The sequence below is a fragment of the Fusobacterium sp. genome (assembly GCF_019012925.1).
GTDB lineage: Bacteria > Fusobacteriota > Fusobacteriia > Fusobacteriales > Fusobacteriaceae > Fusobacterium_A.
Map to the genome: position 1 here is coordinate 1 of NZ_JAGIRL010000022.1, position 17530 is coordinate 17530.

The 17530-nt window shown below is 32.9% G+C and carries 17 protein-coding genes, 1 tRNA gene, 1 rRNA gene, 1 pseudogene and 1 other annotated feature; all 20 genes and pseudogenes read right to left on the minus strand.

From position 1 onward, the window contains the following. Positions 1–106 precede the first annotated feature (106 nt). The gene (locus QZ286_RS03730) at positions 107–439 is read right to left on the minus strand and encodes a transposase (RefSeq protein ID WP_291255639.1); all 333 of its coding nucleotides are present in this window, start codon (positions 437–439) and stop codon (positions 107–109) included. A gap of 48 nt (positions 440–487) precedes the next feature. Further along, a pseudogene (locus QZ286_RS03735) lies at positions 488–568 on the minus strand (IS607 family transposase); the annotation flags it as partial. A 153-nt stretch (positions 569–721) separates the two neighbouring features. Next, entirely contained in the window at positions 722–1363 is a 642-nt protein-coding gene (locus QZ286_RS03740; protein WP_291255640.1) for an HAD family phosphatase, read from the minus strand. A 41-nt stretch (positions 1364–1404) separates the two neighbouring features. Beyond that, positions 1405–2739 carry a H2O-forming NADH oxidase gene (gene nox, locus QZ286_RS03745; RefSeq protein WP_291255641.1) on the minus strand — a complete coding sequence of 445 codons (1335 nt, stop codon included), beginning with the start codon at positions 2737–2739 and terminating at the stop codon, positions 1405–1407. Between the two features lie 124 nt (positions 2740–2863). Beyond that, a complete protein-coding gene (locus tag QZ286_RS03750) occupies positions 2864–3847 on the minus strand; it encodes an FAD:protein FMN transferase (protein WP_291255642.1) in 984 nt (327 codons plus the stop codon). Positions 3848–3850: 3 nt separating this feature from the next. Continuing rightward, positions 3851–4066 (minus strand): DNA-directed RNA polymerase subunit omega, encoded by a 216-nt coding sequence (gene rpoZ, locus QZ286_RS03755; RefSeq protein WP_291255643.1) that lies wholly within the window; start codon positions 4064–4066, stop codon positions 3851–3853. Between the two features lie 13 nt (positions 4067–4079). After that, on the minus strand, positions 4080–4646 hold the full coding sequence (gene gmk, locus QZ286_RS03760; RefSeq protein ID WP_291255644.1) for a guanylate kinase: 567 nt from the start codon (positions 4644–4646) through the stop codon (positions 4080–4082). Beyond that, positions 4639–4887 (minus strand): DUF370 domain-containing protein, encoded by a 249-nt coding sequence (locus QZ286_RS03765; protein ID WP_291255645.1) that lies wholly within the window; start codon positions 4885–4887, stop codon positions 4639–4641. Before QZ286_RS03765 ends, gmk begins: the two co-directional genes overlap by 8 nt. An 8-nt stretch (positions 4888–4895) precedes the next feature. After that, positions 4896–5774: a YicC/YloC family endoribonuclease gene (locus QZ286_RS03770; RefSeq protein ID WP_291255646.1), complete on the minus strand. Its 879-nt coding sequence runs from the start codon at positions 5772–5774 to the stop codon at positions 4896–4898. A gap of 70 nt (positions 5775–5844) precedes the next feature. After that, a complete protein-coding gene (rpoC, locus tag QZ286_RS03775) occupies positions 5845–9807 on the minus strand; it encodes a DNA-directed RNA polymerase subunit beta' (RefSeq protein ID WP_291255647.1) in 3963 nt (1320 codons plus the stop codon). 111 nt (positions 9808–9918) lie between these two features. Then, on the minus strand, positions 9919–13419 hold the full coding sequence (gene rpoB / locus QZ286_RS03780) for a DNA-directed RNA polymerase subunit beta (RefSeq protein WP_291255648.1): 3501 nt from the start codon (positions 13417–13419) through the stop codon (positions 9919–9921). A 207-nt stretch (positions 13420–13626) separates the two neighbouring features. Next, positions 13627–13995, minus strand: a complete 369-nt coding sequence (rplL, locus tag QZ286_RS03785; RefSeq protein WP_291255649.1) for a 50S ribosomal protein L7/L12 — start codon at positions 13993–13995, stop codon at positions 13627–13629. A gap of 72 nt (positions 13996–14067) precedes the next feature. Further along, on the minus strand, positions 14068–14586 hold the full coding sequence (gene rplJ / locus QZ286_RS03790) for a 50S ribosomal protein L10 (protein ID WP_291255650.1): 519 nt from the start codon (positions 14584–14586) through the stop codon (positions 14068–14070). A gap of 19 nt (positions 14587–14605) precedes the next feature. Beyond that, positions 14606–14750, minus strand: a sequence feature (ribosomal protein L10 leader region). 3 nt (positions 14751–14753) lie between these two features. Next, positions 14754–15461 carry a 50S ribosomal protein L1 gene (gene rplA, locus QZ286_RS03795; protein WP_291255651.1) on the minus strand — a complete coding sequence of 236 codons (708 nt, stop codon included), beginning with the start codon at positions 15459–15461 and terminating at the stop codon, positions 14754–14756. 88 nt (positions 15462–15549) lie between these two features. Continuing rightward, the gene (rplK, locus tag QZ286_RS03800; RefSeq protein ID WP_291255652.1) at positions 15550–15975 is read right to left on the minus strand and encodes a 50S ribosomal protein L11; all 426 of its coding nucleotides are present in this window, start codon (positions 15973–15975) and stop codon (positions 15550–15552) included. 64 nt (positions 15976–16039) lie between these two features. Next, positions 16040–16639 carry a transcription termination/antitermination protein NusG gene (gene nusG / locus QZ286_RS03805; protein WP_291255653.1) on the minus strand — a complete coding sequence of 200 codons (600 nt, stop codon included), beginning with the start codon at positions 16637–16639 and terminating at the stop codon, positions 16040–16042. Positions 16640–16644: 5 nt separating this feature from the next. After that, positions 16645–16827, minus strand: a complete 183-nt coding sequence (gene secE, locus QZ286_RS03810; protein ID WP_291255654.1) for a preprotein translocase subunit SecE — start codon at positions 16825–16827, stop codon at positions 16645–16647. A gap of 34 nt (positions 16828–16861) precedes the next feature. Further along, positions 16862–16937 (minus strand) — tRNA-Trp (locus QZ286_RS03815). Positions 16938–16960: 23 nt separating this feature from the next. Beyond that, entirely contained in the window at positions 16961–17113 is a 153-nt protein-coding gene (gene rpmG / locus QZ286_RS03820) for a 50S ribosomal protein L33 (protein ID WP_035960606.1), read from the minus strand. A 182-nt stretch (positions 17114–17295) separates the two neighbouring features. After that, positions 17296–17412: ribosomal RNA gene (gene rrf, locus QZ286_RS03825) — 5S ribosomal RNA — on the minus strand. Positions 17413–17530: the final 118 nt, after the last annotated feature.

The following is a 17530-nucleotide window of genomic DNA, read 5'->3' on the forward strand; positions in this document are numbered from 1 at the left end:
GATTATTATGGTTAACTTCCGTAGGTATTTGTTCATTTGTGTTTATCCAACCTACTTTTTCAATTAAGACTTTTTTCTCTTTAAATTTTAATTTTGAAGTATCATTCTAAATACTAGGTTTACTTTTCTTTTTACTCTTAAATTTTGGCTTATTAACTAAACCTTTAAAAAAATTTTTATAGGCATTACAAGCGTCTTTTACAGCTTGTTTAGTAACATTGTTTGATACTTCATTCAACCAAATTAGTTCTGACTTTTTTAGTTGAGTTAATTCTTTTCTGATAATTCCATCGCTAATAAATTTACCACCATTTCTATAATTTTCTTCCTGTTTCGCAAGAGTATAGTTATAGATAAACCTAGCAGTTCCAACACATTGCCATAATTTCTGTTCTTGCTCTTTGGTTGGATACAATCTAACTTTCTTTGCAAGTATCATCTTCTATTAACTCCTTAATCATTTTTTTACTTTAGCAAGTTTAAAAGTATTATTCTTATCCCAATTTCTAAGAGTTTGAATCGTTTTTCCTATTTTATCTGCAAATTCTCCTATTGAGTAATATTTCATATTATCACCTCAATAGTATTATATCGTAATCTTTCAATATTTATGGATTTTTATATGAAGTTATATATTATTCACAACAGATTTAACCTTCTTTTTTATTTCTTAGGATAAGTATATTATAATTTTGAACAGTTGTCAATATAAAATGATAAATTATAGGTTTCCTACTACTTCTAATAGGCTTGTATACTTTCTTGTAGTTAATCTATTTTCTTCAACACTAAACTTCATAGTATCCTCTACTACAAAGCATTTTATTCCAGCTCTATTGGCAGCTGTTGCCCCTAATACAGAGTCCTCTATAACCACTGCTTCAATTGGAGATACTCCAATTTTTTCACAGGCTTTTAGAAAAATTTCAGGGTCTGGCTTTCCATTTTTTATCTCATCACCATAGACTAAGTTATCAAAATAACCGTATACACCTGTTTCTTTCAGTTGCTTTTCAGCTCTTTCTTTGGTAGTTGAGGTTGCTACTATACATTTTAATCCCTTTTCTTTAATATATTTTAAAAGTTCAACTACTCCCTCTTTTAATTTAATTCCATTTTCTTTTTTGATTATAGACATTTGGATCTCTTTTTTCTCTTCCATAATCTTCTCTGCAAGAGTTTTTCCAACTTGTTTACTCAATACCTCCAGAGTTCTTACTGCTGTTCCACCTTTTATCTCTTTCAGCTTCTCAATATTGAGTCCCAAATCATATTTTTCATTCACTTGAAACCAAGCTAAATTTGCCACTCTTTCACTATCTAAAATAACTCCATCCATATCAAAAATTACTAATTTTAACATTTTCATACCCTCCTAAAAGGAAAAAAGCTACTTTTTACTAACTATTTAGCCCCTAAAGCTGCCATTGTTATATAGTTATATGGTTGATTAAAATGAGGTAGGAAGAAGATATCTAATAATTTTAATTTATCTATAGTCACTCCCTCTTGAATTGCTAATGAGAACATATGTATACTCATTGAAATATCTTGTTTTGAAGCTATTTGAGCTCCTAATACTCTTCTTGAATCCATATCATAAACTATACTTATCATTACTTTATTGTTGTTCTTTTCAATGAATCCTGGCTTTTGAAGATCTTCATAGTTTGTTGCCACTGCATTATAACCTAATTTTTTAGCTTTTTCTAAAGTTAAACCTGTAGATACCATATTTAATCCGTAGATAGAGATTCCATTTGATCCTTGTACTCCCACACTCTCTAACTTAGTTCCACAAGCATTGTGAGCAGCTATAACTCCTGATCTTACAGCATTTGTTGCAAGTGCTATATAGTTAGTATCCTGTATTGAGTTATCATATACAGTAGCACAATCTCCAATAGCATATACATCATCTATACTTGTTTTTTGTGTTAAATCTACTTTATACGCACAACCTTTAAATAGTTCTAAGCTATCTTTTCCTAAAATATTATTTGGTACAAATCCCACAGCTAAGATAACCATATCAGCTTTATAAGTTTTCTTATCTGTTACTACCTCTTCTACTTTACCATTTCCTTTTATCTCAAGAACTCTCTCACCAAAATTTAAATTTATTCCATTATCTTTTAAATTTTTTGTCATTAGATCTCTGAACTCTTTGTCATAGTATCCTGATAGACAACTATCTGCCAAATCAACTAACTCTACATTCTTTCCTATTCTTTGGAAAGCTTCAGCTAGTTCTACTCCAATATATCCAGCTCCTACAACAACTATATTTTTTAATTCTTTGTTCTCTAATTTCTTTATCACATCTTCTGCATGTTGATAAAGTTTTACAAATTGAACATTTTCTAAATCTTTTCCTGGTATATTTAAATCTATAGGCAAAGAACCTGTTGAAAGTATTAATTTATCATATTGCTCAACATATTTTTCACCATTTTTTCCTGTTGCATATACAACTTTTTTCTGGAAATCCACTCTATCTACTGCAGTTTCCATATGAATTTTAGCACCCTTTGCTTCCAATCCATCTTTTGTAGCATAGAATAATCCCTCAGGACCTGAAATCTGTTTTCCAATCCATAACGCCATTCCACAACCTAAAAAACTTATATTCGAATTTTTATCAAAAACTACTACTTCCTGTTCTGGATAATTTGTTAAAATTGTATTTATTGCTGCTGTTCCAGCATGATTTGCACCTATTACCACTATTTTACTCACTTTATTCCCTCCATAAACTATATTCTTTACATTTATACTATACTCCTTTTGTATAGTATATTCAAGGAAATTTAATTGTAATTTATAATAATTTTTTGAGTATTTTTTGAGCAAAAATATACTTCTATTTTTTTAATAGGTTAAAATCCTTTGACATATAGATTTTCATATTACTATCCACAACTAAAACAGCCAAATTATTCTTTTCTGAAAACTCTATTATCTTGGAAATTGGCATCATAAAGAAGGCTGTTGAATACATATCAGAGAAAAAAGCATTATTTGATATTACAACTACCATCTTCTTATCTTTTACTGGGTAACCATCAGTTTTATCTAAAATATGGTGATATTTTTTTCCATCTATCTCTATAAAAGTTTGATAATCTCCAGATACACCCATACCTTGATTATCCAGTTCTACAACTCCCAATAACTCTTGTGTGTCCTCTGGATTTTCAATTCCAATTCTCCATTTTTTACCTTCAGGCTTAGTATTTATTGTTTCTATACTTGAAATAGATGAGATAAAGGCACTTTTTATCCCCTCATTTACCATAACCTCTTTAGCCTTTTCAATTGCATATCCTTTCAAAAAAGAACCTGTATCTATCTCAATACCATTATCTGCATAATAGAGTCTATTTCCATCTAAGATCACTTTTGAAAAATCTACCTTACTCTTAGCTTTATCCAATTGATCAGTAGTTGGAACAGCTCTTTCAGCCTTACTTCCAAAATCCCAAAGATCTAAAAGTGGACCTATAGTTATATCATACTTTTCATCAGATAACTCATATACACTCTTTAAATTTTGAAATATATATTTTCCCTCGTCATCTAAGATAATCTCCTTCTCCTCTCCAGAGTTAAGTTTATCTATAAGGCTTCCTTTTACCTTGCTATTAAATTTATTATCCAATCTCTCAATCTCATTAAATGCTAATTCAATAGCTCTCTTTGCCAATTTTTCATCTTCATCATATACGGTAATACTTATATAAGTTCCGAATAAAAAGCTATTTTTCTCTATCTTTTTAATCTCTTTTTTTCCGCAAGATAAAATAAAAATTGGCAATATTAAAATTGCCAATATTTTTTTCAACATAAATTATTCACCGACTTTTTCTTCTACTATCTCGTATCCGATCTTATCAGCCAAGATCTCTCTAAAAGCCTTTTTTACATCTGTATCTTTTTTGCTATACTTAGTTAAGATTGGTTCTCCCTTTCCTATCTGTCTAGCTCTTTGCCCACTTACAATAGTTAAAATATATTTATTTGGTATTTTCTCTAATAATTCATCATATATTATCTCTTTTTTCATAGTATATCTCCTATTAATTATTTTTATCCTCAATGATTTTTTTAAGTGCATTACAAGAATCTTCAACTGTATTATTGATTATAGTCATATCATAATCCTTTTCATACTCTAACTCTTTGATTGAGTTTTTTAATCTCAATTGAATAACTTCTTCACTATCTGTCTTTCTTCCTCTTAGTCTAGCTTCTAAGTCCTCTTTAGTAGGAGTTTTAAAGAAGATTAAATGTGCATCAGGATATTGGGCTTTAACTTGTAGTCCTCCTTGAACATCTATCTCTAATATTACATCTTCTCCAGCTAAAAGTCTACTTTCAACTTCTGACTTTAAAGTACCATAATAATTTCCGTGAACAGTAGCATACTCTAAAAATTCCCCATTTTTTTCCTTAGCTATAAACTCCTCTTTTGTTAAGAAATAGTAATCTCTACCATTTAACTCTCCCTCTCTAGGAGCTCTTGTTGTAGCTGAAGTAGCTAAGTTTATCCCAAGCATTTTACGTACCATTCTACAAATAGTAGATTTTCCAGCACCACTAGGACCAGATACTATATATAGATGTCCTTTTATTCCTCTACTCATTTTTATCTCCTCTCTCTATTCTCAATGATATTGTTTCTGGGTTAATCGCCGACATAATAACATGGTTAGAATCTGTTATTATGAGAGTTTTTGTTTTCTTACCTAAGGTTGCATCAATCAATCTATTCTGAGCTTTAGCTTCCTCTTTAAGTCTTTTACTTGGAGCAGAATCAGGGTTGACTATGGCTATTATCCTATTTTCCATAACCATATTCCCAAAACCTATATTTATTGGTTTCATCTCTCCTCCTACTCTATATTCATAGATTGTTCTCTAATTTTTTCAAGTTCGTTCTTACACTCTACAATTAATTTTGAAATATCATAAAGATTTGATTTAACACCAGTTGTATTAAGCTCTCTGTATATCTCTTGTAATATAAAATCTATTTTTTTACCTATTGGTTCACCTTTTATTAGAAGCTCTTTCTTCAATTGCTCCAGGTGACTATCCAATCTAGAAATCTCTTCTGAAATATCTGAACGATCTGTAAAAAGAAGTATCTCTTTTAAAATATCTTCCTGCTTAAACTCTATATCGCCTCTGATCTTATCCAATCTCTCTAAAAGTTTAGCTCTGTATATTTCAACTACCTGCTCTTTATATTTTTTGATCTCTTGAATATTTTTTTCAATTACAGCTAATCTCTCTAGGAAGTAAACTCTCAGTCTCTCTCCCTCTTCCTCTCTTGTTTTTATAAAAGGAACTAGAAGCTCTCTCAACTTTTCAACTATAAATTGACTATACTCATTCTCATCAATTTCAAAATCATTTTTCTTTATTACATTTAAATTTCTAACTAAAATGTCCATCTTGTTTGTAAATTTTTCATTAAAATCTTTTTCCATTTCATCTAAGACATTCATATAACCCTTGCTCTGCTCTTTGTCATAGTCAAAAAGTTTTCCTAAATCTCTCAAATCATTAAATTCAATTTTTAAATCTAGGGATCCTCTGCTTACCTTTGAGGCAACTTCAGTTCTTATCAATCCCTCTAAAAAATTTAAATTATATGGAAGTTTTATTTTTAAATTTAAATTCTTGTTGTTTACACTCTTCAACTCCATATTCAAGTTATACTTCTCATCTTGATATGATAGTTTTGAATATCCTGTCATACTTCTCATAATTTACCTCCAAAAAGATAAAATATAGGAATAGGCGACATTGTCGCCTATTCTTTATATATTATTCAGATTACTCTTGCTCCATTAAATCTTCTTCTATAACCTTTGCTTTTATCTTCTTGTAAGCACTAAATCCTGTTCCTGCAGGTATCTTCTTACCAATGATTACGTTCTCTTTCAATCCTTCTAAGAAGTCAACTTTTCCTTCTATAGCTGCATTTGAAAGAACTTTTGTAGTCTCTTGGAATGATGCTGCTGATATGAAACTTCCTGTATTTACAGCGGCTTTAGTTATACCTTGAATAATTGGTTCATATTTGATTACTGGTTTTCCTAGAGCTTGTAGTTTTTCATTTTCTAATTCAACTACTCTCTTCTCAACTACTTCATCTTCTAAGAATAAAGAAGCTCCTGAATCAACAATTCTAACTTTCTTAAACATCTGTTTAACGATAATCTCTATATGCTTATCATTTACAGTAACTCCTTGGTCTCTATACACTTGTTGTACAGATTCTAGGATGAACTGCTCAGCTGCTACAAGTCCTTTAATATTTAATACGTCAAATGGAGATATAGCTCCTTCTGTTATCTTATCTCCTGCTTTTACAAGCATTCCGTCAGTAACAACTAGACGCTCTCCAACTGGTACTAAGTACTCTTTGTAATCACTTGAATCAGATACTGATTTTACTAAGATTACTCTCATACCTTTTTTCTTCTTACCAGTTACTTCAATCTTACCTTCTATCTCAGTAAGCATTGCTTTTCCTTTTGGATTTCTTGCTTCAAATAACTCTTGAACTCTTGGAAGACCTCCAGTGATGTCTTTTGTTCCAGCTCCTTCTTTTATTATCTTAGCAATAATCTGTCCTTTTTTGATCTCTTCCCCTTCTCTTACCATCAAGTAAGCTCCGAATGGGATAGTGTAACTTCCTTTTGTATTTCCTTCAGTATCAAAAACTACAACTCTAGGGTTGATATCTCCAGACTCTACAGGTTTTATTGCCATAAACTCTGTAACATCATATTTTTCATCATAGTTTTCTTTTACGTAAAGTTCTCTGTACTCTATTCTTCCATCTTGGTCAGCAATAATAGGAATATGGAATGGATCAAATGTTACTAGAGTTTCTCCAATCTCAACATGTTGTCCCTCTTTAACTTTTAATATTGATCCAGAAGGAACTTCATAATCATAGTTTCCAATAATTAATTTAGCAGATTGGCTAACTACAATCTCGTCTCCATTCTCTTCATTTACAAGTATCTTAACATCTCTATATGCTACTTTACCTGAGTTTTCAGCTCTAACTCCTGTTACTACTGTTGCTGCTGTTGCAACTCCTCCAGTATGGAACGTTCTCATTGTAAGCTGTGTTCCTGGTTCTCCGATTGATTGAGCTGCTATAACTCCAACCGCTTCTCCAAGTAATATCTCTTTATGGTTAGATAAGTCCATTCCATAACATTTTCTACATACTCCTTTTTCTAGAGCACATGTTAATGGAGATCTGATCTTAACCTTTCTAATTCCTAATTCATCAATTTTCTTGATTAGTTCTTTTCCAATTAAAGTATTTCTAGTAGCTATAACTTCTCCTTCGAATACTAAATCTTCAGCAAGAACTCTTCCATTGATTCTCTCTTTTAACTCTTCAATAACTTTACCATCAGAGATTAATTCTCCAACTTCTATTCCTTGATGAGTTCCACAATCTTCAGCATTTACTATAACTTCATGTGAAATATCAACAAGTCTTCTTGTTAAGTATCCTGAATCGGCAGTTCTTAACGCAGTATCTGCTAGTCCTTTTCTAGCTCCGTGTGATGACATAAAGAACTCTAATACTGTTAGTCCCTCACGGAAGTTGGCTTTAATAGGTACCTCAATGATTCTACCCTGTGTATCGGCCATATTTCCCCTCATTGCAGCTAGCTGTCTCATCTGAGAAATATTACCTCTGGCTCCTGAGTTCGCCATCATGTAAACTGGGTTGAACTGATCTAGTCCGTCCATCATTGCTTTTGTTACTGCGTCAGTTGCTTCTGACCAAACAGTGATAGTTTTTCTGTATCTCTCTTCGTTTATTATCTTACCAGCTTTATAGTCAGCTTCGATTTGAGCTACTTGTTCATCAGCTTTAGCTAATATCTCTTTCTTAGCTTCTGGAATTTCAAGGTCTTCAATACCAACAGATACCCCTGCCATAGCACCATAATGGTATCCAAAGTTTTTGATGTTATTGATTAATTCAGCAGTTTCAGCAAATCCGTGCTCGTCATATAACTTAGCAATTAATTTCTTTAACTGTGATTTTCCAAAAGTTTGGTTATATTGTTTATCCACTTCTGGTAATAGTTCATTGAACATCAATCTACCAGCAGTAGTTTCTATCATCTCACCATTTATTCTTACTTTTATAATAGCATGTGTATCTATTACTTTATTTTGGTAAGCTGTTAATGCTTGATCTATATTTGAGAATGCTTTTCCTTCTCCTTTAGATCCTGGTCTCTCTTTTGTCATATAGAAACATCCCATAACCATATCCTGAGACGGAACAGCTATCGGCTCTCCATTTGAAGGAGAGATTATGTTGTTTGGAGCTAACATAAGTAGTTTAGCTTCCATTATAGCTTCTGGTGATAACATTAAGTGAACTGCCATTTGGTCCCCGTCGAAGTCAGCGTTGAATGCTGAACATACTAATGGGTGAAGTCTAATAGCCTTTCCTTCTATTAACACAGGTTCAAAAGCTTGAATAGATAGTCTGTGTAGAGTCGGGGCTCTGTTTAGTAATACTGGGTGATCTTGAATTACATCTTCAATTACATCCCATACTTTGTCATCTGCTTCTTCAACTAATTTTTTAGCAGTTTTTATGTTAGAAGCTAACTCTCTCTTTACAAGTTCTCTCATTATGAAAGGCTTATAAAGCTCAAGAGCCATTTTCTTAGGGATTCCACATTGGTTCATTTTTAATGAAGGTCCAACAACGATAACCGATCTCGCTGAGTAGTCAACCCTTTTACCTAGTAGATTTTGTCTAAATCTTCCTTGTTTTCCTTTTAACATATCTGATAAAGACTTTAACTCTCTATTGTTTTGAGCAACAACAGGTTTTCCTCTTCTTCCGTTATCTATTAAAGCGTCCACTGCTTCTTGAAGCATTCTTTTTTCGTTTTTAACAACGATTTCAGGTGCTTTTATCTCTAATAACTTCTTAAGTCTGTTATTTCTATTGATAACTCTTCTGTATAGATCATTTAAGTCAGAAGTAGCAAATCTTCCTCCATCTAATTGTACCATAGGTCTTAAATCAGCTGGTATAACTGGAACATTTTTTAATATCATCCATTCAGGTTTGTTGTCTGAAGAGATAAAATCTCTAACTATTTTTAATCTTTTTACAACTTTCTTTCTTTTTTGTGATGAGCTTACATCATCTAACTCTTTTTCTAATTCTTCTCTTAACTCTTCAAGATTTATCTTTTCAAGAAGTTTTAGTATAGCTTCAGCTCCCATTAAAGCCTCAAATCTATTTCCATATAACTGTTTGTATAGTTTATACTCTTTTTCAGTTAATATTTTTCCTTCTTTTAAGTTACTCTCTCCAGTCTCTGTTACTACGTATCTTGCAAAATATAGTACAGATTCCAATTCTTTTGGAGATAATCCTATTATAAGCGACATTTTATTTGGTGTTCCTTTAGAATACCAAATATGAGAAACTGGTGCAGCAAGAGAAATGTGTCCCATTCTCTCTCTTCTTACCTTAGATCTAGTTACTTCTACCCCACATTTCTCACAAACTAGTCCCTTATATCTCATTCTTTTGTACTTTCCACATCCACATTCCCAATCTTTTGTTGGTCCGAATATCTTTTCACAGAAAAGTCCATCACTTTCTGGATTTAAAGTTCTATAGTTTATAGTTTCAGGTTTTGTAACCTCTCCATGAGACCATTCTTCGATCTTCTCAGGAGATGCTAATCTAATTCTTATTTTCTCAAAACTTCTAATTCCCATTAAATACAAAGCCTCCTTATTGAGATAAAGCCATAATGATTAGAAATAAGCTAAAGAGAGGGACTCCTTAACTTATTTCTATCTTAATATATTATATAAATTATTTTTTTATTAATCTTTAAAATCATCTAAAGGTGAGTACTCAGTTAGTACTTCCTCTTTATTTAATTCCTCATCAACATTTATTATATTGTTTTCTGTGTCGAATAACTCTACATCTAATGCTAATGCTTGGAACTCTTTTAATAAAACTTTGAATGACTCTGGTAGATCAGCTTCTGGCATCTCTTCCCCTTTGATAATCGCTTCATAAGTTTTAGTTCTTCCAGTAACGTCATCTGATTTTACTGTTAACATCTCTTGAAGTATGTTTGATGCTCCATAAGCTTCTAGTGCCCAAACCTCCATCTCTCCAAGTCTTTGTCCTCCGAATTGTGCCTTACCTCCTAGTGGTTGTTGAGTTACTAGTGAGTATGGTCCAATAGCTCTCGCGTGCATCTTATCTTCTACAAGGTGGTGTAGTTTTAACATATACATTCTTCCTACAGTTACAGGGTTATCAAATTTATCTCCTGTTCTTCCATCATAAAGATCCACTTTTCCACTTCTAGGGAATCCTAGTTTTTCTAAGTAATCTTTTACTTGCTCTTCTGATGCTCCATCGAATACTGGAGTTGCTATGTGTGTTCCACCATTGTAGTTACCCATTGCCATTCCTAAGTGTACCTCTAGTACCTGTCCAATGTTCATACGTGAAGGCACCCCTAGTGGGTTAAGTACAACGTCTAAGTGTGTTCCATCTGCTAAGAATGGCATATCTTCAGCAGGTAATACTCTTGAAACAACCCCTTTGTTTCCGTGACGTCCTGACATCTTATCTCCAACAGTTATCTTTCTCTTTTCAGCTACTAATATTTTTATAGCTTTGTTTACACCAGCTTTTAATTCGTCTCCATTCTCTCTTGAAAGCTCAAGAATTTCAACTACTGTACCTTTAGATCCGTGAGGCATTCTCAATGATGTATCTCTTACATCTCTTGCTTTCTCTCCAAAGATTGCTCTTAGAAGTTTTTCCTCTGCTGGTGGCTCAGTTTCTCCCTTAGGAGCAGTTTTTCCAACTAATATATCTCCAGGTCCTACTTCAGATCCTACAGTTATAATTCCATTTGCATCTAATTTTCTTAGTGCATCTTCAGAGATATTAGGGATCTCTCTTGTGATCTCTTCATCTCCTAATTTTGTATTTCTAGCTTCTATTTCATACTCTTCAATATGGATAGATGTAAATACATCATCTTTTCTTAATCTATCAGAAATTAGGATCGCGTCCTCGTAGTTATATCCTTCCCAAGGCATGAATGCCATTAGAATATTTCTACCTAGTGCTAAATCTCCACCTTTAGTAGCTGGACCATCAGCAAGTATGCTTCCTACTTTTACCTCGTCTCCAACTGATACTAATGGAGTTTGATGTAAACACATTGATGCGTTTGATCTCTCATAGTTAAGCATTCTATATTTATACTCTTTTCCATTTTCATCTTCAACTATAACTTTACTTGCATCCACATAAACTACTTTACCGTCTACCTTAGATACAACTAATGCTCCAGAGTCAACAGCAACTTTTCTCTCTAGTCCTGTTCCTATATAAGGAGCTTCTGTTCTTAATAATGGTACTGCTTGTCTTTGCATGTTTGATCCCATCAGTGCTCTGTTGGCGTCGTCATGCTCTAGGAATGGTATTAATCCAGCTGATACTGATACCACTTGTTTAGGAGAGATATCTAAGTAATCAACTTTTTCTCCAGTTATATTAACTATTTCATGTCCAAATCTACAAACAACCTCTCCAAGAAGTTCGTTGTTTTCTCCAATTTTTGTATCGGCTTGGGCTATGAATAATCCCTCTTCCTCATCTGCTGCTAAGTACTCTATTCTATCAAAGTCAGCTTTTCCATCTACAACTTTTATATATGGAGTTTCAATAAATCCATATTTGTTGATCTTAGCATATATAGCTAGTGATCCAATAAGACCGATGTTTGGTCCCTCTGGAGTCTCTATAGGACAGATTCTTCCATAGTGAGAGTCATGTACGTCTCTAACCTCGAATCCTGCTCTTTCTCTTGATAATCCTCCAGGTCCTAATGCTGAAATTCTTCTCTTATGAGTTAACTCTGATAATGGGTTTGATTGGTCCATGAACTGTGATAACTGTCCAGATCCAAAGAAATCTAATATCAATGCATTTAGAGGTCTAGTATTTAATAGAGATTGTGGTGTTAATGTTTCAGAGTCTTGAATAGTCATCTTCTCTCTTACCATTTTTCCCATCTTAGAAAGTCCTGCTTTAATTTGCATTAATAGTAACTCTCCAACTCCTCTAACCCTTCTATTTGATAGGTTATCTATATCATCAGTATGTCCATTTCCATTATTTAAGTTAATTACATACTTCATAGTAGCGATTATATCTTCTTTTGTTAAAAGTATCTCATCATCAGCTACATTTAACTTAAGTCTCTTGTTCATTTTGTATCTTCCAACTGGCTCAAGATCATATCTTTGAGGGTTGAAGAACATTTGTCTGATAAGTGATTTAGCAGAATCTATAGTTACTAAATCCCCTGGTCTTAATTTTTTAAATACCTCTGTAACAGCTTCTTCTTTTGTTAAAGTTGTATCATTTAATACTGTATTAGCTAAAAGTTTGTCTTCAGGTTTAACTTCCCAATAACTTACTTTTTCTACTTTCGCATCAATTAATGTCTCAATTAATGCTTCATCAATAACTGCATCTACTTCTGCTATTATCTCTCCAGTCTCTTCATCATAGATATCCTCTTTGATAAAGCTACCTTCAAATTTAGTTCTAAGAACACTTATTAGCTCTTCTCTATTTTTATATTTTTGGAATATAGGAGTTAATTCTAATTCCTTTGTCTCTAAAAAGTAATCTTTTATCTCTGTATTATTCTCAAAAAAATCAATAGCCTTTAAGAATACAGTTGCTAATACTTTTTTCTTTCTGTCAATCTTTACACTAAGGAAATCATTTTTATCAGTTTCAAATTCAAGCCAAGTCCCTTTATAAGGAATAATTTTTCCTGAGAAAAGGTCTTTACCAGTTTGAATGTTGATCTCTTTATTAAATGACACTCCTGGTGATCTATGTAACTGTGATACAACAACTCTTTCCGCACCATTTATTACGAAAGTTCCTCTTTCTGTCATAAGTGGTATCTCTCCAAAATATACTAATGATTCTTGTATCTCATTTCCACTCTTTTTATTTATAAGTCTTAGTCTTACCTTTAGGGAAGCAGAGTAAGTCTTACCTCTTTTTTTACACTCAAGTTCATCATTTAATGGTGGCTCAGCTTCATGTAGCTCATATGCTACATATTCTAACTTGATATCTCCATTAGAAGATTCAACAGGGAAAATTTCTCTAAAAGCTGATTCTAACCCCTTGTCTTTTCTATTATTTGGAGCTTCTTTAGCTTGTAGAAAATCTTCATAGGAATCCAATTGGAACTCAAGAAAATGAGGCATAGTTCCTCTCTCTTTTATCCTTCCAAAATTCAATCTTTCAACGAGTTTCCCCATTAATTCACACCCCTTATCAATCTTAAAATTTAATACCTAATCACTTGAAAATAACAGGCTCATCTATTTCCAAATGATTAATTATCACTTTCCAAAAATAAAAATTATTATACTTCTAATAATTAGTAAAAAGGCACTCTGTTTAAGAGTGCCTATTTTTTTTAACTAAGTTAAGATTTATTGCTTAGTCAACAGTTTAAAAGTTAATTACTTAACTTCTACAGTTGCTCCAGCAGCTGTTAACTTCTCTTTTATAGCTTCAGCTTCTTCTTTAGCAACTCCCTCTTTTAATTTTCCACCGTTGTCTACTAATTCTTTAGCTTCTTTTAATCCTAATCCAGTAATTGCTCTTACTTCTTTGATTACAGCTATTTTATTAGCTCCTGCGTTTGCTAATATTACGTCAAACTCAGTTTTCTCTTCAGCTGCTGCTGCTCCCTCTCCTGCTACTGCTACTGCTACTGGAGCTGCTGCAGTTACACCGAAGTGCTCTTCTAAAGCAGTTACTAATTCTTTTAATTCTAAAACTGTCATAGCTTCTAAATCAGCTATAAATTGCTCTCTATTGAATGCCATTTAAATTTTCCTCCCTTAATTTTCGAAATTATTATCTTAATGAATTTTTTTTATTATTGAATATTGACCAAATTATTCAGCTGCAGTTTCAGCTTCTTTTTTATCAGATATTGCCACAGTTGCGTAAGCAAGTTTTCTGATTGGTCCAAGCATTGAGTTAAGTAACATAGAAAGTAATTGATCTCTTGAAGGTAATTTAGCTAGAGCTTCTACCTCAGTTGCTTCAACTCTTTTTCCTGTTAATACTCCACCTTTAATTTTGAATATATCTTTTTTTGCTTTAGCCTTATCTTTTGCTAAATCAAAAACTAATTTTGCAGGAGCTACTGGATCATCATATCCAAAAGCGAATGCTGTAGTCCCTTCTAATAAATCATCAAAAGAATCTTCTACTCCAGCTTCTTTTAATGCTATTTTGAATAATCTGTTTTTTGCAACTAGATATTCAGCACCTGCTTCTCTTACTTTTTTTCTTAATTCAGTTTCCTCGTTAACTGTGATTCCTTGATAGTCAACTAATACTACTGATTGAGCTTTTCTTATTTTTTCTGCTAGTTCAGCTACTTGTTCGATTTTTGCTTGAGTTGCCATTCTTTGATTCACCTCCTCTTTTTTCTAAAAATTACCTCCGTGCCAAAGGTTAGGAACGGAGGTTGTAATCAAACTATGAGGCTAGCGAAACCTTATTCCAACCTCGGTAGGATACTTTAAGGTTCACAACCACCTACGGTCTTTGGTTTGGATCTATATTAAATTATTTATCCAACGTATTTTGCTACTAATGCAGGGTCCATTTTTATTCCAGGTCCCATAGTTAGTGATACAGCAACAGTTCTTAAGTATTGTCCTTTTGAAGTTGCTGGTTTTAATCTTGTGATTTGATCTAAGAAAGCTTTGAAGTTCTCTTCAATTTTCTCAGGTGCGAAATCTGCTTTACCAATTGGTACATGAATTGATCCTAATTTGTCAACTCTGAATGCTAATTTACCTTTTTTGAATTCAGATACTGCTTCTGCAATGTTTGGAGTTACAGTTCCTGATTTAGGGTTAGGCATTAATCCTTTAGTTCCTAGGATTTTTCCTAATCTTCCTAATTTAGGCATCATGTCAGGAGTAGCGATTACTAAATCGAAATCAAGCCATCCTTGTTGAATTTGGTTTATATATTCCTCAGCTCCTGCATAATCTGCACCAGCTGCTAAAGCCTTCTCAATGTTAGCTCCTGAAGTTATTGCTAATACTTTTACAGTTTTTCCAGTTCCGTGAGGTAATACAACTGTTCCTCTAACTTGTTGGTCAGCATGTCTAGGATCTACTCCTAATCTTAATGCTACTTCTACTGTTTCAGTAAATTTAGCTGTTCTAGTTTTTAATACTAGATCTAAAGCTTCTTTTACTTCATAAAGCTTTCCAGTTTCTACTAACTTAGCTATTTCTAAGTATTTTTTTCCTCTATGTTTTGCCATGTTTAATTTTCCTCCCTTTGTGGTGATGCGGATGCCTCCTACCACTTAATATAGAGTGGCTCGATTAGCCATCTCCCAAACAAATTAATTAGTCTACTATTTTTATTCCCATTGATCTTGCTGATCCAGCTATTATTCTCATAGCTGCTTCTACTGATCCTGCGTTTAAGTCAGGCATTTTAGTTTCAGCGATCTCTTTTAATTTAGCTGTTGTAATTTGTCCAGCAACTTCTTTTTTAGAGTTCTTAGCTGCTGATTGGATTCCTGCTGCTTTCTTTAGTAAGTCTGATGCAGGTGGAGTTTTTAATATAAATGTGAAACTTCTATCGTTATAAACAGAAATCTCAACTGGGATTATCCATCCTGATTTATCTTGAGTTTTTGCATTGAATGCTTTACAGAATTCCATAATGTTTACTCCGTGAGCTCCTAATGCTGGTCCAACTGGTGGAGCTGGGTTAGCTTTACCTGCTGGTAATTGTAGTTTTATTAATTTAATTACTTCTTTTGCCATTTTTTAAAATTACACCTCCGAAAAATGTGTGGTAATGACGGTGTCATCTCCCACTAACAAGGCATTACGCCTTTTGAACACTGTCAAAATCTACTTCTACTGGAGTCATTCTTCCAAACATTTCGATCATGACTTTTGCTTTCTTATGTTCCATATCTATTTCAGCTACTTTACCCTCTTGATCAGCAAAACCACCGTTAAGTACTTTTACATAATCACCTACAGCAAAGTTAATTTTTATTACTTCTTTGATCTCTTTTTCTTCCTCAGTAAGATCTAAACCTATGACATTAAATATGTTCATAACTTCTTCATCTTCCATTGGAATAGGATCAGATCCAACTCCTACGAATCCTGTTACACCATTTGTATTTCTAACTACATACCAAGCATCAGAATCAACTCTAAAGTTAATCCCTTCATTACTTTCCTCTCTTGTAGCTACCATTTCTAGCATTACATATCCAGGAAATATCTTTCTGGCAACAGTTTTCTTTTTTCCTCTTACTTCTTCAATAGTCTCTTCTTCTGGAACAAGAATCTTTGTAACAATATCTCCCATTCCAAGAGTTTCTATTTTCTGCTCAAGGTCTGTTTTAACTTTTTTCTCATACCCTGAATAAGTATGAATCATAAACCATTTTTTTACTAAGGTTTTTTCCATATTTATTATCCTCCAAAGAGAGATACCAAAATTTTTAATAGTCTAGAAGCAATCAAATCAAAAACTCCCAAATATATACTAAGTATTAAGCTCATTGCTATTACCCAAAGAGTAGAATTTTTAATTTCCTCCTTGTTAGGCCATTGAACTTTGGAATACTCCATTTTTATTCCTTGAAAAAGATTCATGCGATCACCTTTTGATTCGACATTATAAAAAAAATGGCAGGTCAAGAGGGACTCGAACCCCCAACCCTCGGTTTTGGAGACCGATGCTCTACCAATTGAGCCATTGACCTGCACGTTGTAAAAACTAAACTAATTATTTCTTAGTTTCTTTATGTAAAGTAACTTTTTTGTCCCACTTACAGTATTTATTAATTTCTAATCTTTCTGTAGTATTCTTTTTATTTTTTGATGTGCTATAGTTTCTTCTTTTGCACTCTGTACATTCTAATTGAATATTTACTCTCAATTCTACACCTCCACTCATAACGGTATCATTTAGATCCTCCCATACATCCTTATGTATGGTGTTAAAGAGTTTATATCTTGCTTTCTAAGACTTAGATATATTACCATATTTTTAAAACTTTGTCAAACATTTTTTTAAAAATTTATCTATTTATTTTTTGGTACCTCATTATAAATAAAAAAGCTTGGCAAGTTCCTATCCTCCCAGGAGGCTTCCCTCCAAGTACTTTCAGCGTTTACGGGCTTAACTTCCAGGTTCGGAATGTATCTGGGTGTACCCCCGTAGCTCTTCTCACCAAGCTAATATCTATTAGAATAGACATTTGAAACTATATAGTAAAATCATTAAGGTTAAAACTTCGACTTATTAGTATTGGTCAGCTAAAGGCCTCACAGCCCTTACACCCCCAACCTATCA